A 22,537-nucleotide genomic window follows, 5' to 3' on the forward strand; every position below is an offset into this window, starting at 1 on the left:
AGCCCTATCCTTTTACTGAGTATTCCAAATACTTCTCATCCTTATCAGTTTTAATTTTAATTTTCAACTCATCATTATTTTTAATTTCTCCAAGTTCAAGCTTGATCCGATTCCCTCCTAGAACATATTGACCTAATTTTTTTTTCAAAATTTCATTATTTTTATTATCTATTACAAGAATTTCGACAATTTTGATATGCGATTTAGCCAAATTATCAATACTTAAATAAGCTTGGTTGTCCATTTTTTCTAATTTTAGATTTAACTTGGGATTTACTTGTTTTCCAGCAAATAATGGTAAGGAAAAATTAAATAAAAAATTAATCGAAGAATTATCCTCCTCAATAGGGGTAACCTCTTTAAAAATAATACGCCATGTTTGCTCTTGCTCCATATTTGCTAATGGTTGACTAAAACCAACGCGTACAATTTGTTTACTTTCAGGTTTTAATTCAAATGTTTTAGGATTAAATAAAAGTGTTTTATCTTCCTCTAAAATATCTTCGCCTTTTTGATCTTGTTTCCATTTTACTGCAGAAATTTCAAATACCCTCGACTTCGTTAATCCGGTGCTTTCGACGCTGACGGTCGTACTTCTTTGCCGAGTAGAATCCTGAATATATAATTGTATAGGGTTAAATTTTATTCCTGCAGATACAGAAAAACTTAACAAAAGTAATCCACAAAAACCCATTATTTTTTGCATTATTATTCACCCCAAATATATAAAATTATTTTTCTGCTATAAAGGCTAAAAATAGGAGATGCTGAAACGCACCTCCTATATGACACTTTTTGAAATAGAGAATCTTTTAATCTAGAATTTAATTTCTACACCATAAGTTCCCTTATAATTACCGGCATATGTCCCAATACCAATGTTCCGGGCATAAGCTTTAACACCATAAGTGTGCTCTCTTCCATCCCAATTCACCGTAGAACCATTGCGGTATGTAGCACCCCCACGTCGAGTCGTGTCGACACTTACTGGCACAGAGCGACTACCATTTACCAATGTTGAAGGTGGTGTAATAGCTAAACGATAATCCGCATTGGTACGTACAGCAAAGGTTGTGGAATCGGTATAATTATTTTGTTCTGTAAGTACAAGAGTTGAATCTGCAATATCAAGATCACAATGCTTAGGAACTTCTAATACAATATCAATCTTCCCTTTACAATCATGACCACAAGCAGATTTTCCTGGTTTATGTGGTTGACTCCCCGGACCTCCTGGACCTCCTGGACCTCCTGGACCTCCTGCATACACACTTGTTGCACATACACCAAAGGCTAATGCTGCTAATGCTGCTTGTATTGTTTTATTCATAACTTTCTCCATTTCTTTTTTTTAAAAGAATGTATATAAGAATGTATATATATTTAATTTTAACAATTACGTTTGTAACTCTTCTTATTATGAGTAAGATTTCGTAATCGTTAAGCTATCTTATTACTATTGATATAAAAATTTTAAAAATGTTATTATTCACAATATTTTTTTATATTTTAATTTTTAAATTACATTCACAGCTATAGTGTTATTTTTATTAATATTTAATCTATTAAACAATAAGATACAATTTAAATTTGTTTCCAGTTATGTCAAAAAATAACTAAATGTTTCTCGAAATATAGTAATAAAAAGTTAAATACATAATTTATATATTTTTTTTAAATCATTTTGGTATTACATAAAAATAGAATAAGTTCACACAATTTACAAAATAGTGTATTTAATTCCTTATTTTTCAATAAATATGTGATTTATTTTTTAATTTTATGTTCTTTTTCAAACGATGAAATATTAACAGAACTTTATACCCAAATTCTAAATACGAAGGTTATTGCAAAACAAGCTATTGTAAAATAAAGAATAAATAATAAAAAACCTGATTTATACAGCAGTATTGAAACAAAATACTGCCATAATTATTAATTATTTTGATTGTGTTTATTTACTTCCAAGATTTTCTGAACTGTAAGTGATCGTACTTACTTTAATTCAGTATGTAATATTTTGAGAATGATTTTTTCGAGAAATTACACTGTGGTATTAATTAGGGAATTAATTACAAAAAACTTACAATGAATATTCATTTAATTTTAAATTTTAAATTTCTGCTTTATAATTAAATAGCATTTAATCGTCAAAAAAGCCCAAAAACCGACTCATTTAAAAAAAATAATTTCACCAAAACAAAATTCTTAAATTATATTTATTTTTATATAAAAAATTTAACATTAAAAAGCTTAAATCTATAATTTAATATAAGCCTACACATACCATAACAATTTTATTAAAAGGTCATATTTATTCCATCCGATTTAACAACCCTTTTTGCACTTGGTATAATTGCCCCTCCCCAAAATCAATTTGTTGTTTTTCTCCATGTAAATTTGGAAATCCCACAATCTTTTCAAGTTGTGGTGAGCGCTGAAATTTTTGGGTTTTGGGGTTAAACATCCAGTAAATATAACGTTTATCTTGAATAGTTCGTTCTTCTGAAATATCTGACAACACAATGTCATAATATCCATCAAAATTAACATCCATATAACCAATACTTTTCGGAAATGCAGTAAATCCTGTCAGAGTTTGTGCAACATTGTTATTATTTTTATTCACAATATCTATTCGTTTGAGTATTGAACCATAGGGCTGATTAATATCTTCCAGACCATAAAATTTAAAAATGAAATTTGGTTTATCTGAGACCTTTATTGCAGGCTCAAACTGAATAGATTTTCCCAAAGTATCATCACCTTCAGCAAACATCGCCTTAAGATCACCGCTATCGGCATTAAGCATCCCTGATAATTGATAAGTCTTATTTGTTATATTTTCAGAGTCAGCATCAACAGATTTTAAATTCAACTGATCGCCTTTTTGCAATCCTTTTAAATTGATTGTCTGCTCTTCACCAAGGTCATATAAAGTGGCATGTGGATTCCAAATACCAGCATACAGACTAAGAAAATAACGTCCTTCGGTCGATTTCAACATGCGTTGCATGGAAACACGAACATTATTGAGTGGCTTGTATTCTGGAGCATTTAAAACTGTTTCAGCCGGACTTAGGTTAGAAAAACTCAACGCAGCAATACAAAGCAATAATTTAGTTCTCATTGTTCAGCACACTCAATAATGCGGACGATTATGAGTACTGTATCACAAAAAAACCGCTCAATTGAGCGGCCTTTTTGTATCTTTGAAACAGAAAGAAAACTTAGTTTTTCTCTTTGTCTACAATTTTGTTTGCTTGAATCCAAGGCATCATCGCACGAAGTTTGTTACCTGTTACTTCGATACCGTGAGCAGCATTTTGACGACGACGAGCAGTCATTGAAGGGTAGTTCAACGCACCTTCTTGAATGAACATCTTCGCGTATTCGCCAGATTGAATACGTTTAAGCGCATTACGCATCGCTTCACGAGATTGTTCGTTGATTACTTCAGTACCCGTTACATATTCGCCATATTCAGCGTTATTCGATACAGAGTAGTTCATGTCCGCGATACCGCCTTCGAACATTAAGTCAACGATCAATTTAAGTTCGTGTAGACATTCGAAGTAAGCCATTTCTGGAGCATAACCAGCTTCAACCAAAGTTTCGAAGCCCATTTTAACAAGCTCAACAGCACCACCACAAAGAACTGCTTGCTCACCGAATAAGTCAGTTTCAGTTTCTTCACGGAATGAAGTTTCGATAATACCAGTACGACCACCACCTACACCTGAAGCATAAGAAAGTGCAACATTACGAGCGTTACCAGAAGCATCTTGGTGAATTGCGATTAAGTCAGGAACACCTGAACCACGTTGGTATTCAGAACGTACTGTGTGACCCGGTGCTTTAGGCGCAACCATGATTACGTCAAGATCTTTACGTGGAACAACTTGGTTGTAAAGAATTGAGAAACCATGAGCAAACGCTAAAGTCGCACCTTGCTTGATGTTTGGCTCAATCTCGTCACGGTAAAGTTGTGACTGGAATTCATCTGGAGTCAAGATCATTACTACGTCAGCTTGCGCTACAGCAGCAGCAACTTCAGCAACTTTAAGACCTGAATTCTCAGCTTTTTTCCAAGAAGTAGAGTTCGCACGTAAACCTACAGTTACGTCAACGCCAGAGTCTTTAAGGTTAAGCGCATGTGCGTGACCTTGTGAACCGTAACCGATGATCGCTACTTTTTTACCTTGGATGATAGATAAGTCACAGTCTTTATCGTAAAAAATTTGCATTGCTGTCTCCGCTTAAATGCTTTTGTTTCCTTTTATCCAAGCCAATGATGTTATTGGTATTCATTGGCTTGGAACCTCACCTATTAAGATGAGTAGAATGTGTGAATAAAATTAAAATCTGTTAGATGGTTAAAACTTTTTCGCCGCGCGCGATGCCTGAAACACCTGAACGCACCACTTCAAGAATGGTATTTTCTGCTAGTGCATCAATAAAACCATCTAGCTTTTCAGTGGTACCTGCGATTTGAATCGTATACGTCGTCGGTGTTACATCGACAATTTGTGCACGAAAAATATCTGCAGTACGTTTAATTTCAGCACGAGCTGATCCAAGTGATTTCAATTTAATCAACATGAGTTCACGCTCAATGTGTGCACCTTCAGACAAATCTACAACCTTTACAACTTCAACCAACTTGTTGAGTTGTTTGGTGATTTGTTCAATTTTATGATCATCACCATAAGTAGTCAGTGTCAAACGCGACATGGTTGGATCTTCCGTCGGTGCGACGTTCAAAGTCTCAATGTTATAACCACGTTGAGAAAATAAACCTACCAAACGTGAAAGCGCACCAGCTTCGTTTTCAACGAGTACAGAAATTATGTGTCTCATTTTGTGCGCTCTCCTTTTCCTAACCACATATCTTTCATAGATTGACCAGCAACCAACATTGGATAAACGTGCTCTGAACGATCAACCATGACGTTGATGAATACGCATTTATCATTAATGGCCATTGCTTCTGCAAGCTTAGACTCAAGCTCATCTGCATGGTCAATTTGAATACCGACGTGACCGTAGGCTTCCATCAATTTGGCAAAATCTGGCAATGAATCTACATAAGAGCTTGAATGACGACCTTCGTAATTCATATCCTGCCATTGTTTAACCATCCCTAGAGCACGGTTATTCAAGCAGAGAATTTTCACATTTAAGCCATATTGCTTACATGTCGATAATTCCTGGATACACATCTGAATCGATGCTTCACCAGTAATACAAACCACTTGCTGATCCGGGAATGCGAGTTTCGCAGCCATGGCATATGGCAAACCCACACCCATTGTTCCCAAACCGCCAGAGTTGATCCATTGACGTGGACGTTTGTATGTATAGTAGTTGGCACCAAACATCTGATGCTGACCTACGTCCGAAGTAATGATGGCTTCACTGTTGGTGATACGATCAAGTGCTTCAACCACCTGTTGTGGTTTCATTACACCATCAACGCCCGCTTCATAACGCAAGCCATGTACTTTGCGCCATTCATTGATTTGAGACCACCATGCAGCAATCGCTTCAGGATTTGGCTTAGAAACATTCATTTGTTTCAATTGAACCAACATCTCTTGAAGTACAGGTTCTACTGCACCCACGATTGGAATATGCGCCATGATGGTTTTTGAAATCGTCGCTGGATCGATATCAATATGAATTACTTTGGCATTCGGACAGAATTTTGCTGGATTGTTGGTTACACGGTCATCGAAACGCGCACCTATACACAAAATCACATCTGCATTGTGCATGGTCATGTTGGCTTCATAGGTACCATGCATACCCAACATACCAACGAACTGCTCATCATTACCCGGGAAAGCACCTAAGCCCATAAGGGTATTGGTTACCGGGAAATTTAGAAGATGTGCAAGCTCTGTAAGTAATTCCGATGCATTGCCTTGAACAACACCACCACCACTATAGATGACTGGACGTTCAGCACTAATCAATTCTTCAATGGCTTTACGGATTTGACCTGAATGACCACGATGTGGTGGTTGATACGAACGCATCTTCACTTTTTCAGGATATTCGTAAGCAAATTTTTCTGCAGGATTGGTTACATCTTTAGGAATATCAACAACTACAGGACCTGGACGACCTGAAGACGCAATATAGAATGCTTTTTTAATAATTCCAGGAATTTCACTGGCATGACGCACCTGGAAACTATGTTTCACAATTGGACGAGAAACACCAACCATGTCTGTTTCTTGGAATGCATCTTCGCCAATTAAATGTGTTGCAACCTGACCAGACAAAATCACCATTGGGATTGAGTCCATATATGCCGTTGCAATAGGCGTTACCGTGTTGGTTGCGCCTGGACCCGATGTGACAAGTACCACACCAGTTTTACCTGTTACGCGCGAATAGGCATCTGCCATGTGACCAGCAGCTTGCTCATGACGTACGAGGTAATGATTGATTTTGTCTTGTTGAAAGAGCGCGTCGTAAATATGAAGTACTGCGCCGCCTGGGTATCCAAATAAATGTTCAACGCCTTCGTCCGCCAATGCGCGAACGAGCATTTCACCACCAGATAAAAGTTCCAACGTGATTCACCCTAATCTTTTTCACTAACAAATGGAGGGCATTTGTAGTGGTTAATTCATTAACTGTCTGCACTGTTATAGCACACAAATTTCATAGTTTTCATAGCAATAGGAAAAAAATCTGACCTGACTGCTGTTTGAGCAATATGAGGTCTAAAACATGTTGGGATAAACACATTTTGTTGGCTTTGTTCAGCTTCTCGGCTAGAGAAGAAGTCCATTGCTAAAATGACGCTGATTCGAAGGGTGATCAAATAAACGCATATAAAACTACAGTCAGCATTTTTGTGGTTTCGACTATTAAAGTCAAGTTTAAAAATTAGCTTTTTCTTGATTATTTACAGACCGTCTATTTTTTAAGCTTTATGCGTGATTTCACATTTTATTTGCTTATTGAGGATTTCATGAGAAAAACCAATCACTTCATTACACCTCACATTTTAATGATAAAAAAATATTATAAATTAAATAAATAATTTTAATGTGTTGTGATTTTTCAGATTTATCCTTCTTAATAAAAATTTAAAATAACGCTGTCATTTGCAGAATATTTTGTCTTTATTTTCATCTTAGCCACACTCCTCATACGATCACAAATCAATCGAAAACAGAACAGCTGATATTTAAAAAAGTAACGCCAAAATGAACCATTCTTCATGCAGAATTCATCATCAATATCATTCGTCAGCTTATCTTTTTTTTCTGCAAATAAATAAAAATCATATAAAATACAAAACTGATAATGTGACTATATTCCATACTTTACAACTGACTGATTATTATAGGGACTTGTTCATTATGTCATCATCTTTCATCAAAATTGGATTCATGGCTGCATGCGTTACCTTCAGTCTAAGTTCAACCACTGGCTTTGCTAAAGAATATTACAAATGGGTCGATGCAAAAGGTTCTACGCATTACACCACCACCCCACCACCAAAATCTGCCCAGAAAAAAGGAAAAGTAGATACCTACGGTCCGAATAACCACACGCAAAGCTCTAAAAATACCTCTACCGCAGCAGCAGAGCATGCATCAAAAGAAGCTCAAAATCATGCAAATGTTGCAGTGGATGCTGCAAATGCAGCTCCCGCGGTAGTACGAGAAGCCGATCGTTCATCAAATTCTAATAAAGTATTATCTGTTCAATAGTCAGCAATCTCTAATTCCCTCCTTTGAAATGGTTTTTGCTGGTTAAAAACTTTTATATTTTTATGATTTATGTCGGGCGCAAAATTCACTTTTTAGTGCATTTTGCGCTATGCTGTGCAACAAACTTTTAACCGTTGTTCTTATATACGTTTATGACTACTTCTCACATTGACCCTGAATATCAAGCTAGTGCGATTGAGCCAAATGTCCAAAAAGACTGGGAAACTCGCAAAGCCTTTAAAGTTGCCGACACTGTAGAAGGTAAACATCGCTATATCCTGTCGATGTTCCCTTACCCAAGTGGCAAGCTGCATATGGGTCATGTGCGTAACTACACGATTGGTGACGTGATCAGCCGTTTCCACCGTTTAAAAGGTGAAACTGTGTTGCAACCAATGGGTTGGGATGCGTTCGGTCTTCCTGCAGAAAATGCAGCCATTGCACACCAGGTTGCTCCTGCAAAATGGACTTTTGAAAATATCGCATATATGCGTGATCAATTGAAAAAACTCGGTCTTTCAGTGGATTGGGATCGCGAATTTGCAACCTGCACGCCAGAATATTATCACTGGGAACAATGGTTATTCGTACAACTCTATAAGAAAGGTTTGATTTATCGCAAACTTTCAACTGTGAACTGGGATCCAGTCGATCAAACTGTTCTTGCCAATGAACAAGTTGAAAATGGTCGTGGTTGGCGTTCAGGTGCATTGGTTGAAAAGCGTGATATTCCAATGTATTACTTCCGTATTACCGATTATGCACAAGAATTATTAGACGATTTAGATTCTTTAAAAGACGGCTGGCCTCAACAAGTGTTGACCATGCAACGTAACTGGATCGGTCGTTCACAAGGCATGGAAATCACCTTCCCTTCAGCAAACCCTGAAGTGTATGCAGATGATTTAACCGTTTATACCACACGTGGTGATACCTTGATGGGTGTGACTTATGTTGCGGTTGCGGCTGAACATCCAATGGCGCTTAAAGCGGCTGAAACAAATCCTGAATTGGCTGCATTTATCGAAGAATGCCGTATGGGTTCTGTGGCAGAAGCCGATCTTGCGACTGCTGAAAAGAAAGGCATGGCAACAGGTCTTTCTGTTAAGCACCCTGTTACAGGCGAAGCAGTTCCGGTTTGGATCGCAAATTATGTATTGATGTCTTACGGCTCAGGCGCAGTGATGGCAGTTCCATCACACGATGAACGTGACTTCGAATTTGCCAATAAGTACGGCTTAACCATCAAACAAGTAATTGATGCCAAAGGCGTAGATGATGCTGAATTCTCTGCAACTGAGTGGCAAGAATGGTACGGCTCGAAAGAAGGTAAACTGGTTAACTCGGGTGAGTTTGACGGTTTAGACTTCCAAGGTGCTTTTGATGCGTTTATCGCAAAATTAGAACCACAGAAACTTGCCAATACCAAAGTTCAGTTCCGTTTACGTGACTGGGGTGTTTCTCGTCAGCGTTATTGGGGTTGCCCAATTCCAATGATCAACTGTGAAACATGTGGTCAGGTGCCAGTACCTGAAGAACAACTTCCAGTGATTTTACCGACTGACGTGGTTCCAGATGGTTCAGGTAACCCGCTGAACAAAATGCCTGAATTCTATGAAACGACTTGTCCTTGCTGTGGCGCAGATGCTCGTCGTGAAACAGATACTTTAGATACGTTTGTAGAGTCTTCTTGGTATTACGCACGTTATGCATCGCCTGATTTCACTGGCGGCATGGTGAAACCTGAAGCTGCGCAATCTTGGTTGCCTGTAAACCAATACATCGGTGGTGTAGAACACGCGATTCTGCATTTACTTTATGCACGTTTTTTCCATAAATTGATGCGTGATGAAGGTGTTGTACAAGGTAACGAACCATTCACCAACTTGCTTACTCAAGGCATGGTTTTGGCGGATACCTTCTACCGTGAAGCTGATTCTGGCAAGAAAACCTGGTTTAACCCTGCCGACATCGAGTTAGAAAAAGACGAGAAAGGTCGTATTCTTTCTGCTAAATATAAAGGTGATGGTCAAGAAGTTGTGGTTGGCGGTCAAGAAAAAATGTCGAAATCGAAAAATAACGGTATCGACCCGCAAGCGATTATTGACCAATACGGCGCAGATACTGCCCGTGTCTTCATGATGTTCGCAGCTCCTCCTGATCAATCGCTTGAATGGTCTGATGCAGGTGTTGAAGGTGCAAACCGCTTCTTGAAACGTGTTTGGCGTTTGGCAACGGGCTTCTTGGAAAAAGGCAACAATGCAGTGAATATTGATACTGCAAACTTGTCTAAAGATGCGCAAGACTTACGTCGTAAAACCCATGAAACCATTCAGAAAGTGGGTGATGATTTAGAACGTCGCCATGCATTCAATACTGCCATTGCTGCACAAATGGAATTATTGAATAGCATCAACAAATTTGAAGCAAAAGATGACAATGATGTTGCGGTTGAACGTGATGCCATTATTACTTTGCTGACGATGCTTGCGCCATTTGCACCACATTTAAGTCAAACATTATTGACTGAATTTGGCATCGAGTTAACTGAAGCATTGTTCCCTGTTGTGGACGAGTCTGCATTGACACGCAATACCCAAACGATTGTAGTACAAGTGAATGGTAAACTTCGCGGCAAGTTAGAAGTTTCAGTCGATACGTCTAAAGAAGACATTTTGGCTCAGGCAAAAGCATTACCAGAAGTTCAACAATTTTTGACCGGTCCAACCAAGAAAGAAATTGTTGTTCCAAATAAATTGGTTAACTTGGTGGTTTAACTCTTATTTAAAATCCCTCCCCTTGCGGAGCATGCTCCTCACCTTTGATAAAGGGAGGAGCTGTACTGGCTAGAACCAATTCAAAGCATGGGAAGTCCCCCTTTTGAAAAGGGGGATTTAGGGGGATTAAAATTTAAGATAAAACAAAAGCCAAACAAAGCCCGTTGCCAGCCAACGGGCTTTGACTTTACAATCCACTGAGCTTAGGGAAAGATATCCCTCCCAATCATTACAATTGGGAAAATTAAATAGAGGAATAAGCATGCATTTAGTTCAACGTGTTGCAGCGGTTGTATTAACTTTGGGTCTAAGTGCTAGCTTAGTCGGTTGTGGTTTTCATTTAAAAGGAACTACCCCAACCACGGCTCCTGTTGCATACTCTAAAATGAGTTTAGCGCTTCCAAATAACACAGAAGAATTGCACGAAAAACTTGCCATTTACCTAGGTGCAACCGGTATTCAACTGAGCAACAATCCAGATGCTTATGTATTACATGTACTTGAATACACACCTCAACGTCATGAACTAAACGGTAAATTGGTTGAAACCTTGCTTCGCTTAACTGTAACTTTCCGTATTGAAGATGCCCAAGGTAATCCTGTGACTGAACCACGTACCCTGACTGCTTCACGCAGCTATCAATATGACGTCGCGACAGTAAACACCGATGACCAAGAACAGAAGTATCTCAATCAAGTCATTGTTGATGACATTGCACAGCAAATTGTGCGTCAGATTTCATCCAATCGTTTACCGAAAGTCGTGAACAAACCAGCAGCTGCAACCACTCAACCTTAAAGATAGAAATTAAGCTATGAAACTTGACTATCCACAAGCACTAAAACGTGTTGATGAAGCTCGCGGTGCTTGGATTATGTATGGTCAAGAACCCTTACTTGAGCAAAATTTACTCGATGCTTTTCGTCAGAGTTGGCACAAACAAGAAATTGAACGTCAGCGTTATGACATTAATAATGTCAGTGATTGGAAAAATGTCTTTAATGCTTTAAACAGCTTATCGCTTTTTTCCAATCAGCTTGCCATTGAAGTGCATGGCAATATCAAGCCAGATGCGAATGGCATCAAGCAACTGAAAAGCTATATTCAGCACAATGAACAAAACCTGTTGCTTGTGGTAATGCCCAAACAAGACAGCAGCAGCTTAAAATCAAGTTTCTTCCAAGTGGTTGATGCGAATGGCGTCACTGTGCCGCTTACTGCCAACTACCCACAAGATCGCCAACGAATTCTAGGGATTGAGGCAGAAAAACTGGGGATTAAACTGGCGAATGATGCTTGGCAGTGGCTTGAACAACATCATGAGCATAACCTGCTCGCTGCAAAAAACAGTCTGATGCGCGTCAGTGATACTTTTGTCGATGTCGACGTGATTCAGATTGATCATTTGTATTCATGTCTACAAGATCAATCGCGCTATACCACTTACGACTTAAATGATGCCCTGCTTGCCGGAAATCTGGCTCAGGCAATTAAAATTTTCCAATATTTAATTGCCTCGGGTGAACCGATGAGCCTGATTTTATGGAGTATCAGCAAAGAAATGCGCTTACTGATGCAACTGTTTGAACAGCCGCAAAATGCCTTGCAACTGGGGATTTGGAAAAATAAAGTCAGCCTATATCAACAAGCGCTAAGACGACTGAATCCAAATAACTTTCTAACCTGGCCTTCGCTGCTGTTACGTATTGATGCATCCATTAAAGGTCTGGGAAAAGAAAATCCAGAACATCTGGTCTTGCAAGCGATTACCAGTATGTGTGGTCAAATGTTATTTGAATCCCCTACTGCTTAGCTGAAAAAACGCGAAAACCAGCTTTTACCCTTCTTCTGTTCTTGTGAACGCAAATAGTGCAGCATATTGTCACGCACAGCATCCACATAATCTTGATCATCATGTTGGATATGATTAATCAACCACTTTGACAGTAATCGATATAAATCATTTTCGACCGATTCTCCCCGATCAAATTTTTGACGATAATCATTCAGCCGTTTAACAAATAAGTCGTGTATGCCTCTATGAGAAGGCAAATACTGATAACTCACTTGTTCAAGCAAGTTTTCTTCGAAGCTAAAATGTGATTGGGTATAATCAATCAAATCATCCAAGACTTCTTTGATCTGATTACGATCCCCACTCACTCTAATCTTCTCTAGAGCATTAATGTAATCCAAGATTTGGCGATGTTGATTATCAATCACTTCGATTCCAATATTATAACTTTCATTCCATTTCATCAGTTATCTCTCACAAATTTTCCTATTAATTTCATGATTTATTGTGCACAATCATTGTGCATAACGCTGTTATTATTAATCCCATAAAAAAAGTATGGGATTTAATATTACAAACTTTTTTTATTTAAATCTATAGATAAAACAAAGATTTTTTAAAGCCATCAGAACAAGTCCCTAGCTAGGCATTCCGAAATAAAAGCGAAGCGAAAATATCAAACATAAAAAATTATTCAAATAAAAATTATGAAATAAATCTAGTATCGTTCTACTCAAATCTAATGTGTTCTCAAGGCCTGAGATTCGTTGGTAAAATCCATTTTCACAGCAGTATTTCTGCGAAACTCAATACTCGAACAGAAATGAGATTTCAGAAATTTCATTGAATCCAAATTCAATAAAGTGCCAATCGTCTACAAATCACGCCGTAAAAGGCTGGTTTAAAATCAGTTCACAATCTCTTTAGTCACTTTTCAAGAGATCTCCAAAAAGAAAATAATTCTCATTTGTTTTTAAAAAATTCACGTTCTATCCTCATTTAGCTTTTATAATCTGTTCAATTTTCTCAATTTATACGCTCACTATGCCAAAAATAAAGCCGTCCAAAATAGTTGTAGCAGTGGTCTGTATTCTTGCTATTGCAGTCACAGCCTGGTTTTTCTTAAAGCCAAAAGAGCAAACACCGCAATACATTACTAGTGAAGTCAGCCGTGGTGATATTGAAGACTCTGTACTTGCAACAGGTGTACTTGAAGCCACCAAAATGGTCAGTGTCGGTGCACAGGTTTCCGGTCAGGTGAAAAAGATGTATGTGAAACTGGGCGACCAAGTGAAACAAGGTCAATTGATTGCTCAAATTGATTCGATTCGTCAGGAAAATGATCTAAAAACGGCTGAAGCGAGCATTAAGAATCAACAAGCCCAACTGGCTGTCAAGCAAGCCAACTTAGCGAAAGTTCAAGCTGAATATCAACGTCAACAAGCGATGTATGCTCAAGATGCAACTTCACGCGCTGAATTAGAATCAGCATTGGCAAGCTATAAAACGGCACAAGCTGAAATTTTGGCGATTAATGCACAAATTGAACAATCTCGCTTAACCTTGGCAACGACTAAAGAAGATTTGGGCTATACCCAGATTGTTGCGCCGATGGACGGCACCATTGTGGCGATTGTGACTGAGGAAGGTCAAACCGTAAACGCCAACCAAAGCGCACCCACCATTGTCAAATTGGCGAAACTCGACAACATGACCATTAAGGCTGAAATCTCTGAAGCCGACGTGATGAAAGTTGAAGAAGGACAAACTGTTTATTTCACCACTTTGGGCAATAGCGACAAAAAACATTATGCAAAACTACGCCAAGTAGAACCTGCACCCAATTCAATTAATACTGAAACCAATAACACATCGAGCTCATCTTCAAGTTCTGCCGTGTATTACAACGCGTTATTTGATGTACCGAATGAAGATGGCAAGTTACGTATTGATATGACTGCGCAAGTTTATATCGTACTTAATGAAGCAAAAAATATCTTAACCATTCCTGCAGCAGCCTTACAAAGCTCAAATCGCCCACAAGGCAAACGTGGTGATCGTAATGCAGACCAAGCAAAACAACAAAAGCCAGCCGATACAGATCAGGCTAAAATTGAACGTCCAAAACGCCTGGAACTTTCTGCTGAAGAAAAATCACTGATTGAACAAGGCAAAGCCTCTATGTCGATGGTTCGCGTGGTTCAAGCTGATGGTACGGCAAAACCACAACCTGTCTTGATCGGTTTAAATAACCGCGTAACAGCTCAAGTCATTAAAGGCCTAAAACAAGGCGACAAAGTAGTGATTGCAGATGCTTCTGATACTTCAAATGATGCTGCAAAACGCAGTAACCGTACTGGCGGTGGTGCTGGTCCAATGAGAATGTAATGATGAGTCAAGATCAACAACCTTTGCTCAAGGTCACAGATCTGACTCGTGAATTCCCCGCTGGGGAAAGCACCATTCAGATTCTGAAGGGCATTAATTTAGAGATTTATCCGGGTGAACTGGTGGCCATTGTCGGGCAATCTGGTTCGGGTAAATCAACCCTAATGAATATCCTCGGTTGTTTGGATCAACCGACTGCAGGTAGCTATCAGGTTAAAGGGCGTGAAACACGAAAATTGGAACCGGATGAGTTGGCGCAACTACGCCGTGAATATTTTGGTTTCATTTTCCAGCGCTATCATTTATTGGGAGATTTAACCGCTGCAGGGAATGTCGAAGTTCCGGCAATTTATGCAGGAGTGGATGCATCTGCACGGCAACAACGTTCGACCCAACTGCTCACGGACTTAGGCTTGGCTGACAAAACCCAAAACCGTCCCAGCCAGCTTTCCGGTGGTCAGCAACAACGTGTATCGATTGCGCGTGCCTTGATGAACGGTGGTGATGTGATTCTGGCCGATGAACCGACTGGTGCATTGGATAAAAACAGTGGTATTGAAGTGATGCGTATTTTGCGTGAACTGAATGCCAAAGGTCATACCATTATTTTAGTCACGCACGATCATAATGTGGCGAAAAATGCCTCGCGCATTATTGAAATTAGTGACGGGAATATTATTTCGGATCGGGCCAATGTGCCTGAAACGGATGGTGAAGTGCTCGAAAAGCAGCAACTCGACCGTACACCACAAAAGAAAACCCCATCTTGGCGTTCTGCTGCCGACCGACTGGGTGAAGCCTTCCGCATGGCACTACTTGCCATGAATGCACACCGTATGCGTACCTTCCTGACTATGCTCGGGATCATTATCGGTATTGCATCGGTCGTTTCTGTGGTGGCGCTGGGAAATGGTTCACAGAAAAAAATTCTGGAAAATATCAGTAGTCTCGGCACCAATACCATTACCGTTTATCAGGGACGTGGCTTCGGTGACAATTCCAAAACCTCCCAAGCTAAAACCCTGGTTCCGGCCGATGGTGAGGCATTAGCTGAACAACCCTATGTCGATGGCGTTAGTCCTTCTGTGACCAGCAACATCACCGCACGCTTTAAAGATACTGAAGCTTCTGCAACAGTGAATGGTGTGAGTGAAGACTTCTTCTATGTTAAAGGCATGACCTTCGAATCAGGGCAACCTTTTGACAAAGAAGGGGTGACTGAACGTGCCCAAGATGTGGTGATTGATAGCAATACCAAAAATACTTTCTTTAGCGATAGCACGAATCCTCTAGGTCAGGTCATTCTCTTGGGTAGTGTGCCTAGTCGTATTATTGGTGTGATTGAAGCGCAAAAATCGATGATGGGTAACTCGGATAGTCTGAATGTTTACCTGCCCTACTCCACAGTCATGAGCCGCATGTTGGGTCAGTCCAATGTCCGTAACATCATTGTCCGGGTCAAAGATGAATACCCAAGTGCTGCCGCTGAAAATGCGATTCTGAACTTGTTGGTACAACGTCACGGCGCGCAAGATGTCTTTACCCAAAACTCGGACAGTATTCGTGAAACCATTCAGCAAACTACACAAACCATGACACTACTGGTTTCTGCAATTGCGGTGATTTCCCTGATTGTCGGCGGTATTGGGGTGATGAACATCATGCTGGTTTCGGTGACTGAACGAACTCAAGAAATTGGGGTACGTATGGCCGTCGGTGCACGTCAAAGTGACATCTTGCAGCAATTCCTGATTGAAGCGGTATTGGTGTGTATTTTAGGCGGTATCTTAGGGGTGCTTTTATCCTTAGGCATTGGACAGCTGATTGGTCATTTTGCTGGAGATACCTTCCAGATGGCCTATTCAACCACTTCAATTATTGCAGCCTTTGTCTGTTCCAGCATGATCGGGATTATCTTCGGCTTTATCCCTGCCCGTAATGCAGCACAGCTCAATCCTGTTGATGCACTTTCTCGCGAATAAGGATACTTAGAATGCAAATGAATTTTTCCAAACTTGCCACTGCCCTTATTTTAAGTGGATCGCTGGTCGGTTGTGCTGCAGTGGTGAAAACGCCATATGAGCAACCTACCGTGAATATTCCCAGCAACTTCCAAAACAGCAAAGCCATGAGTCAGCATGTGCATGCCGATGTCTATGCCGATCAATGGTGGACCTTGTTTGGCGATGCGCAACTGAATCAATTGGTCAATCAGGTTTTAGCAAGCAATACCGATTTAGCAGTTGCGGGAATTAACTTGCAGCAAGCACGTTTACAAGCAGGTTTAGCGCAAAACAAGCAAGGTCCACGTGTCAGCTCAAATGTATCGACTGGGCATAATATTGACTTAAATTCAGGGGATGACTCGTCCCGCGGCTTATCGTTAAGTGCTGGTGTGAGTTACGAACTGGATTTATTCGGCAAACTGGCTCGTCAGACTGAAGCAACAAAATGGGAAGCTTTAGCGACTGAACAGGATTTGCAAAGTACTGCACAAAGCTTAGTGGCAACCACGGCGAATTTATATTGGCAGTTGGGTTATCTGAATGAGCGTTATAGCGTGGCACAGCAAAACCTGGCCAGTACGCAAAAAACCTATGAACTGGTCCGTACACAGTACCGTGCCGGGGCGGTTTCTGGTCTGGATCTCACTTCAGCTGAACAGTCGGTGCAAAGCCAAAGAGCGACATTAAGCCAGATTGAACAGCAAAAAGTGGAAACCAGAACTGCATTAGCTGTTTTGATGCATCAACCTGTGCAGCAACTGAATATTCAGGAACCTGCACATTTACCGCGCATTGCCCTGCCGACCATTGCAGCCGGCTTGCCGGCAGACTTGCTGTCACGTCGCCCAGACTTACAAGCTTCTGAATTACGTTTACGTAAGACTTTAGCCAGCAAAGATGCAACCAAAGCCAGTTATTATCCTTCGATTAATTTGACTGGAAATTTAGGCTCTACCAGTACATCATTAACCAATCTGTTGCAGAATCCGGCTTTAACTTTGGGTGCCAGTCTCAGCTTACCGTTCTTGCAATATAACGATATGAAGAAAGATTTGGCGATCAGCGATCTGGATTATGAAAAATCGATTATTCAGTACCGTCAAACTTTGTATCAGGCTTTTGCAGATGTAGAAAATGCGCTATCGGCACGTACCGAATTAAACAAACAGGTGGCTTTACAAGAACGTAATGTACAACTTGCCGAGAAAACCGAGCGTTTAACTGAAGTACGTTACCGTAACGGCGCGATTGCACTTAAAAATCTGTTAGATGCACAAGAAACCACACGTAATGCACGACTGTCTTTGGTTCAAACCAAGCAAAGCCAATACAATGCTTATGTGACCTTGATGCAGGCTTTGGGGGGTAGTCCAATCAAACAACTGCCTTAAGCTAAGCAACAAAAAAAGCCTCTACGGAGGCTTTTTTATTTAGGATGTTTTGATTTATAAAAATTTAGAAACTCGGGCGATAATATTTATAGGTCAGGCCTTTTTCGTTATAAACGTCATAACTTTTTTGTTTAAAGTCAGATACCCATTGCTTGCCATTAAACCCTGCAATATGTCCATAAACATGTTTGCCGGTTCGATCAATAATATAAATATCACCTTCTTTCGGGGCATCAAATTTAGGGTTAATTTGTCGATAACCAATTTTCATTAAAGTATTGCCCCAGTCTGCCGCAGCAACTGGGTGACTTTGAAACTGTGCACCGGCTGACTCCAAAGCAAGCCGGATACTTTTGGCACACTTTTGTGAACTGCTATATGAACTAATACCCTGTAAGAAATTCGTGAATTTATTAATATCAATTCGCTGTCCATTGCTTGCAATTATCTTGTTTTTTTGACTGGTTTGAACGGACTTGGACTCTGTATTTTTATTAGAATTTTTACCAGATTGGGAACGAATTACGATGTTTGACTGGACAGGAGCATACACTTCACTCATGTTTACATTGTGATCATAAGCCATTCTTTACAACTACTCCTAACCCTTACAATTCGGGCTTTTCACTCATTTCGACGGGGAGGATAGTACCTTGTCACATGTGATTTTTCATGTAATAAATGTAATTAAATATAAACAAATCGCTTTGAATCGACTTAACTGATTATTTTTTGTTAATTTTTATAAAAACAGAGAGCGGATAAATTCAATTGAAGCTCAATAAATAAGCAACAATCTTTTATTTTCTTTCAAGCCCTGATTATGACTAGGTTATATTGACCGCGAAAAATTGAAATCGAGAAGATTTCACATACTCTGCAATTTTTCTCAATAAACTTCATTCAATTTAAGATCACGAATATATTTTGGATATTTAATAGCAATCGATATATAGGGTTTTTTATCAATGTTCAGAAATACTGCAAAGAAAAAATTTAACCATTTTCTTTATCCTTATAATTTTTAGGCAAAGATTATTAGGCTGAAGATCAATCTTTCATAACAGATTCAAAAAATAACTAAAAAAATAAATTAAAATCATCAGGTTAAAAAAATTTAAAGATAATTTAAATTTCCTAGGATTTGAGGAGATACAGTTTCCTGTAAAAAAAGGCTAATATGTAGGGTTAGCAAACAGATCCTAATTAGTGTTAGCAAATAGATCCTACCTAATTAGAGTTAGCAAACAGATTCTAATGAGAGAGACATGCGTCAATATTTAGACCTTTTACAATATATTCTCGACAACGGTGGCGAAAAAGGCGACCGTACCGGTACAGGGACGCGTTCAGTGTTCGGTCACCAAATGCGCTTTGATCTTTCCAAAGGTTTCCCTTTATTGACCACCAAAAAAGTTCATTTTCGTTCAATCGTGATTGAACTGTTGTGGTTTTTAAAAGGTGATACCAACGTCAAATATCTGCAAGACAACAAAGTTTCAATTTGGGATGAATGGTCAACTGCAGAACAAACTGCACGTTTTGGTCGCCCGGAAGGCGAATTGGGTCCGGTCTATGGTCATCAATGGCGTAACTTTGGCGCAACCAAAAAAGAAAATGGCTTATATGAGCAAGATGGTTTTGACCAGATTGAATGGCTGATTAATGAAATTAAAACCAATCCAAATTCACGCCGTTTAATCGTGTCGGGCTGGAATCCAAAAGAAGCTGGAAATGTTGCCCTTCCGCCTTGCCACACCCTGTTCCAGTTTTTTGTACAGAACGGCAAACTTTCTTGCCAGTTGTATCAACGCAGTGCAGATGTTTTCCTGGGTGTTCCCTTTAACATTGCCAGCTATGCCCTACTCACGCATATGATTGCGCAAGTGTGTGGTTTAGGCGTGGGGGATTTTGTCTGGACAGGTGGTGATACCCATTTATATGTCAATCATTTTGAACAGGCTAAATTACAGCTCAGCCGTGAGCCATTACCGCTCTGCCAATTAAAATTAAATCCAGAAATTAAAGATATCTTCGACTTTAAATTTGAAGATATCGAAATTGTCGGTTATGAATCACATCCAGGAATTAAAGCCCCTGTTGCGGTTTAATTTCTAAAATCCCCCTTTAATTCCCCCTTTTACAAAGGGGGAAAACGTATCTGAGTATAAAAAATACAGGGAAAATTTTATGACATTCCAAAATTTAGAAGTTGTTCATGTCGTGGCCATGGATCAGCAGCGTTGCATTGGTAAAAATAATGACTTACCTTGGCACATTTCTGCTGACCTCAAGCACTTTAAAGAAATCACCCAAGGTGGTGTCGTAGTCATGGGTCGTAAGACTTTAGAGTCTATGGGACGTACCCTGCCTAAACGTGTTAATTGGGTGATTACCCGTGACACCGACTGGTCATTTGAAGGGACTAAAGTTGCCTACTCGATTGAAGATGCCTTGGCTCAAGCTGTTGCCGATGTGCAAGCCTCAGAAAAGCCGCAAGCAATCTTTATTATCGGTGGCGGTGAGATCTTTAAACAAACCATGGACATTGCCGACCGTTTAGAATTGACCCATGTTGAACTTGATGTTCAAGGCGATGCTTATTATCCAGAAATTCCAGCTGAATTTAAAAAGGTCGCGTCTGAACAACATATTGACGACAAAACTGGGATTGCTTTTGAGTTCGCAACATACCGAAAATAAAGGCAATAATTACTTATAACAGTCAAATATGCATAATATTGGAAAAAGGGAGTTTTTCGCTGCTCTAGGCATGGCTTTACTCCATTCCATGTTCAGCCTTTTCGTTATTGTGTCCTCTATTTGGCTGTGTCTTGCGTTATGGTTTCAGGAACCTTTTGGCTGGTTCGTCACCCGCGTACTGATTGGCATCTGGATTGTCTTTACTTTAAGTATTCTCGGCATTTATATCACCCAAAATTTATTTAACCGTCATATAGATATACTGATTTATATCTTTGGTTTTCTGCTGGGCTTATTTTGGTATTTTGGCTTGGAAGCCAAACAAGATCGTGAATGGAATCCGGAAGTTGCCCAAGTGCTGTCTTATGAACAAGATGGCGACCAGATCACTTTGCACAATGTCCGTAATTTTAATTGGCATGCAGATGGCAGTTATGATGAACGTTGGGAAACGCGTGATTTTGATTTAAACCAAATCACGGGCGTGAATATCATCACCTCCTATTGGATGGGACCACGCATCGCCCATACCTTGGTCAGCTTTGATTTTGCCAACAGCAAACCACTGACCTTCTCGATTGAAATTCGCAAACAAAAAAATGAAGAATTTTCCACTTATGGTGGTTTTTTTAGAAAATATGAATTAAGTCTGATCGCCGCAGATGAGAAGGATCTGATTTATACCCGCAGCAATATTCGTGGCGAACATGTCTATTTCTTCCCGGTCAATATGTCCAAAACCGAAAGACGCGCCTTGTTTGAAGAATACCTGCATAAAGCCAATGAATTAAAAAATCAGCCTAAATGGTATAACAGCCTGACCAGTAACTGCACCACGCTGGTGTTTGATATGGTGCAAGCAGTATCTAAAAGGCACTTGCCGACCGATTATCGCCTGCTGGCTTCAGGGTATTTGCCCAATTATCTGTATGACCTGAATGCCATTTCGCACGATTTAACCATACAACAATGGTATGAAGTTGCCTATATAAACCCACGTGTCAGTGGATTAAACCATATTAGCAGCACTCAATATTCCACCCTTATTCGTCAGGGTTTACCGCAACCTACAACTGTAGATATGCCACAATAAGAAATGCAAAAAATATATAAAACATACATTTAAGCCTAGTTAAATGGCTATTTTTTTGTTTATATAGAACATAAGTTAAATCAACAACGAGAATTCCAATATGTTAAAAAAATTATGTGCTGTCAGCATGATTGCTGCAGCGATTGCTTTTACAGGTTGTGAAACTATGCCTAACGCATCGTCTACGATTGAAACTGCAAATTTAGTGCAATTGCAAAATCGCACCTGGATTGCAACCCATATTGGCAATACTGAAATTAAGACAGCACCCACCGCACACAATATTCCAAGCTTACAGTTTGATGCTGCAACCAAACGCGTCAGTGGTGCCGATGGTTGTAATCGTATTATGGGAAGTTATGAAGCTGGTAGAGATACTTTAGTGCTTGGTCAAATGGCAGGTACCAAAATGGCATGTCTAGACAACAACAATGTATCGCAACAATTTAATGAAGCATTAACTAAAGTGGCAAACTATCAAGTCTTTGGCAAAACACTCAAACTGCTTGATCGTCATGGTAATCTTCTGATCCAATTTAGCAGTCCTGTTCAACCACGTTAAATAATGCACATAAAAAGCCTGAAATTTCAGGATTTTGTATATAAAATGCATAAATAAATACATTGTAGCTTCACAAAAAACCCCT

19 protein-coding genes are annotated in these 22,537 nt (G+C 39.6%); 11 read left to right on the plus strand and 8 right to left on the minus strand.

All coding sequences use genetic code 11. From position 1 onward, the window contains the following. Positions 1-4 precede the first annotated feature (4 nt). The 6 genes from HLH14_RS00565 to HLH14_RS00590 form a co-directional block, all read right to left on the minus strand. Positions 5-706 (minus strand): fimbrial biogenesis chaperone, encoded by a 702-nt coding sequence (locus HLH14_RS00565; protein ID WP_067722027.1) that lies wholly within the window; start codon positions 704-706, stop codon positions 5-7. 111 nt (positions 707-817) lie between these two features. Then, on the minus strand, positions 818-1,330 hold the full coding sequence (locus tag HLH14_RS00570) for a hypothetical protein (protein WP_086192932.1): 513 nt from the start codon (positions 1,328-1,330) through the stop codon (positions 818-820). 984 nt (positions 1,331-2,314) lie between these two features. Continuing rightward, positions 2,315-3,130: an XAC2610-related protein gene (locus tag HLH14_RS00575; RefSeq protein WP_067722029.1), complete on the minus strand. Its 816-nt coding sequence runs from the start codon at positions 3,128-3,130 to the stop codon at positions 2,315-2,317. A gap of 100 nt (positions 3,131-3,230) precedes the next feature. Continuing rightward, positions 3,231-4,247, minus strand: coding sequence for a ketol-acid reductoisomerase (ilvC, locus tag HLH14_RS00580; protein ID WP_067722030.1), 1,017 nt, complete (start codon positions 4,245-4,247; stop codon positions 3,231-3,233). Positions 4,248-4,368: 121 nt separating this feature from the next. Next, entirely contained in the window at positions 4,369-4,860 is a 492-nt protein-coding gene (ilvN, locus tag HLH14_RS00585; protein ID WP_067722031.1) for an acetolactate synthase small subunit, read from the minus strand. After that, positions 4,857-6,584 (minus strand): acetolactate synthase 3 large subunit, encoded by a 1,728-nt coding sequence (locus HLH14_RS00590; RefSeq protein ID WP_067722032.1) that lies wholly within the window; start codon positions 6,582-6,584, stop codon positions 4,857-4,859. The genes ilvN and HLH14_RS00590 overlap by 4 nt, the downstream gene beginning before the upstream one ends. A gap of 828 nt (positions 6,585-7,412) precedes the next feature. On the opposite strand from HLH14_RS00590, the gene HLH14_RS00595 reads away from it, so the two are divergent. The 4 genes from HLH14_RS00595 to holA all read left to right on the plus strand — a co-directional run bounded on the left by HLH14_RS00595 (position 7,413) and on the right by holA (position 12,327). Further along, on the plus strand, positions 7,413-7,736 hold the full coding sequence (locus tag HLH14_RS00595) for a DUF4124 domain-containing protein (RefSeq protein WP_235940443.1): 324 nt from the start codon (positions 7,413-7,415) through the stop codon (positions 7,734-7,736). Positions 7,737-7,888: 152 nt separating this feature from the next. Continuing rightward, positions 7,889-10,513, plus strand: coding sequence for a leucine--tRNA ligase (gene leuS / locus HLH14_RS00600; RefSeq protein ID WP_171532464.1), 2,625 nt, complete (start codon positions 7,889-7,891; stop codon positions 10,511-10,513). 262 nt (positions 10,514-10,775) lie between these two features. After that, positions 10,776-11,312, plus strand: coding sequence for an LPS-assembly lipoprotein LptE (locus HLH14_RS00605; protein ID WP_067722036.1), 537 nt, complete (start codon positions 10,776-10,778; stop codon positions 11,310-11,312). A gap of 16 nt (positions 11,313-11,328) precedes the next feature. Beyond that, positions 11,329-12,327 carry a DNA polymerase III subunit delta gene (gene holA, locus HLH14_RS00610; protein ID WP_067722038.1) on the plus strand — a complete coding sequence of 333 codons (999 nt, stop codon included), beginning with the start codon at positions 11,329-11,331 and terminating at the stop codon, positions 12,325-12,327. Here the strand turns inward: holA and HLH14_RS00615 are convergent. Further along, the gene (locus HLH14_RS00615; protein ID WP_067722040.1) at positions 12,324-12,773 is read right to left on the minus strand and encodes a bacteriohemerythrin; all 450 of its coding nucleotides are present in this window, start codon (positions 12,771-12,773) and stop codon (positions 12,324-12,326) included. The genes holA and HLH14_RS00615 overlap by 4 nt on opposite strands. Positions 12,774-13,353: 580 nt before the next feature. Here HLH14_RS00615 and HLH14_RS00620 point away from each other — a divergent pair. From HLH14_RS00620 to HLH14_RS00630, 3 genes are read left to right on the plus strand one after another with little or no spacing between them, the layout of a single operon-like run. Further along, positions 13,354-14,697 carry a MacA family efflux pump subunit gene (locus HLH14_RS00620; RefSeq protein ID WP_067722042.1) on the plus strand — a complete coding sequence of 448 codons (1,344 nt, stop codon included), beginning with the start codon at positions 13,354-13,356 and terminating at the stop codon, positions 14,695-14,697. A 2-nt stretch (positions 14,698-14,699) separates the two neighbouring features. Beyond that, complete coding sequence (locus tag HLH14_RS00625; protein WP_067722512.1) at positions 14,700-16,679, plus strand: MacB family efflux pump subunit; 1,980 nt, start codon at positions 14,700-14,702, stop codon at positions 16,677-16,679. A gap of 11 nt (positions 16,680-16,690) precedes the next feature. Next, a complete protein-coding gene (locus HLH14_RS00630; protein ID WP_067722045.1) occupies positions 16,691-18,094 on the plus strand; it encodes an efflux transporter outer membrane subunit in 1,404 nt (467 codons plus the stop codon). A gap of 64 nt (positions 18,095-18,158) precedes the next feature. On the opposite strand, the gene HLH14_RS00635 is transcribed toward HLH14_RS00630, so the two are convergent. Continuing rightward, the gene (locus HLH14_RS00635) at positions 18,159-18,680 is read right to left on the minus strand and encodes a hypothetical protein (RefSeq protein ID WP_067722047.1); all 522 of its coding nucleotides are present in this window, start codon (positions 18,678-18,680) and stop codon (positions 18,159-18,161) included. A 682-nt stretch (positions 18,681-19,362) separates the two neighbouring features. Here HLH14_RS00635 and thyA point away from each other — a divergent pair. The 4 genes from thyA (at position 19,363) to HLH14_RS00655 (ending at position 22,452) form a co-directional block, all read left to right on the plus strand. Further along, positions 19,363-20,205 carry a thymidylate synthase gene (gene thyA, locus HLH14_RS00640; RefSeq protein WP_067722049.1) on the plus strand — a complete coding sequence of 281 codons (843 nt, stop codon included), beginning with the start codon at positions 19,363-19,365 and terminating at the stop codon, positions 20,203-20,205. Positions 20,206-20,284: 79 nt separating this feature from the next. Continuing rightward, positions 20,285-20,797: a dihydrofolate reductase gene (locus HLH14_RS00645; RefSeq protein WP_067722051.1), complete on the plus strand. Its 513-nt coding sequence runs from the start codon at positions 20,285-20,287 to the stop codon at positions 20,795-20,797. A gap of 28 nt (positions 20,798-20,825) precedes the next feature. Continuing rightward, entirely contained in the window at positions 20,826-21,890 is a 1,065-nt protein-coding gene (locus tag HLH14_RS00650) for an Lnb N-terminal periplasmic domain-containing protein (protein WP_067722053.1), read from the plus strand. A gap of 100 nt (positions 21,891-21,990) precedes the next feature. Then, the gene (locus HLH14_RS00655; RefSeq protein WP_067722055.1) at positions 21,991-22,452 is read left to right on the plus strand and encodes an META domain-containing protein; all 462 of its coding nucleotides are present in this window, start codon (positions 21,991-21,993) and stop codon (positions 22,450-22,452) included. Positions 22,453-22,537 lie beyond the last annotated feature (85 nt).

The organism is Acinetobacter terrae (assembly GCF_013004375.1).
GTDB lineage: Bacteria > Pseudomonadota > Gammaproteobacteria > Pseudomonadales > Moraxellaceae > Acinetobacter > Acinetobacter terrae.

Coding starts and splice junctions, on each gene's coding strand:
- ilvN (WP_067722031.1), bottom strand. CDS start 4,860: ATGAGACACATAATTTCTGTACTCGTTGAAAACGAAGCTGGTGCGCTT.
- HLH14_RS00595 (WP_235940443.1), top strand. CDS start 7,413: ATGGCTGCATGCGTTACCTTCAGTCTAAGTTCAACCACTGGCTTTGCT.
- HLH14_RS00620 (WP_067722042.1), top strand. CDS start 13,354: ATGCCAAAAATAAAGCCGTCCAAAATAGTTGTAGCAGTGGTCTGTATT.
- HLH14_RS00565 (WP_067722027.1), bottom strand. CDS start 706: ATGCAAAAAATAATGGGTTTTTGTGGATTACTTTTGTTAAGTTTTTCT.
- HLH14_RS00635 (WP_067722047.1), bottom strand. CDS start 18,680: ATGGCTTATGATCACAATGTAAACATGAGTGAAGTGTATGCTCCTGTC.
- holA (WP_067722038.1), top strand. CDS start 11,329: ATGAAACTTGACTATCCACAAGCACTAAAACGTGTTGATGAAGCTCGC.
- leuS (WP_171532464.1), top strand. CDS start 7,889: ATGACTACTTCTCACATTGACCCTGAATATCAAGCTAGTGCGATTGAG.
- HLH14_RS00605 (WP_067722036.1), top strand. CDS start 10,776: ATGCATTTAGTTCAACGTGTTGCAGCGGTTGTATTAACTTTGGGTCTA.
- ilvC (WP_067722030.1), bottom strand. CDS start 4,247: ATGCAAATTTTTTACGATAAAGACTGTGACTTATCTATCATCCAAGGT.
- HLH14_RS00615 (WP_067722040.1), bottom strand. CDS start 12,773: ATGAAATGGAATGAAAGTTATAATATTGGAATCGAAGTGATTGATAAT.
- thyA (WP_067722049.1), top strand. CDS start 19,363: ATGCGTCAATATTTAGACCTTTTACAATATATTCTCGACAACGGTGGC.
- HLH14_RS00645 (WP_067722051.1), top strand. CDS start 20,285: ATGACATTCCAAAATTTAGAAGTTGTTCATGTCGTGGCCATGGATCAG.
- HLH14_RS00650 (WP_067722053.1), top strand. CDS start 20,826: ATGCATAATATTGGAAAAAGGGAGTTTTTCGCTGCTCTAGGCATGGCT.
- HLH14_RS00570 (WP_086192932.1), bottom strand. CDS start 1,330: ATGAATAAAACAATACAAGCAGCATTAGCAGCATTAGCCTTTGGTGTA.
- HLH14_RS00630 (WP_067722045.1), top strand. CDS start 16,691: ATGCAAATGAATTTTTCCAAACTTGCCACTGCCCTTATTTTAAGTGGA.
- HLH14_RS00575 (WP_067722029.1), bottom strand. CDS start 3,130: ATGAGAACTAAATTATTGCTTTGTATTGCTGCGTTGAGTTTTTCTAAC.
- HLH14_RS00625 (WP_067722512.1), top strand. CDS start 14,700: ATGAGTCAAGATCAACAACCTTTGCTCAAGGTCACAGATCTGACTCGT.
- HLH14_RS00655 (WP_067722055.1), top strand. CDS start 21,991: ATGTTAAAAAAATTATGTGCTGTCAGCATGATTGCTGCAGCGATTGCT.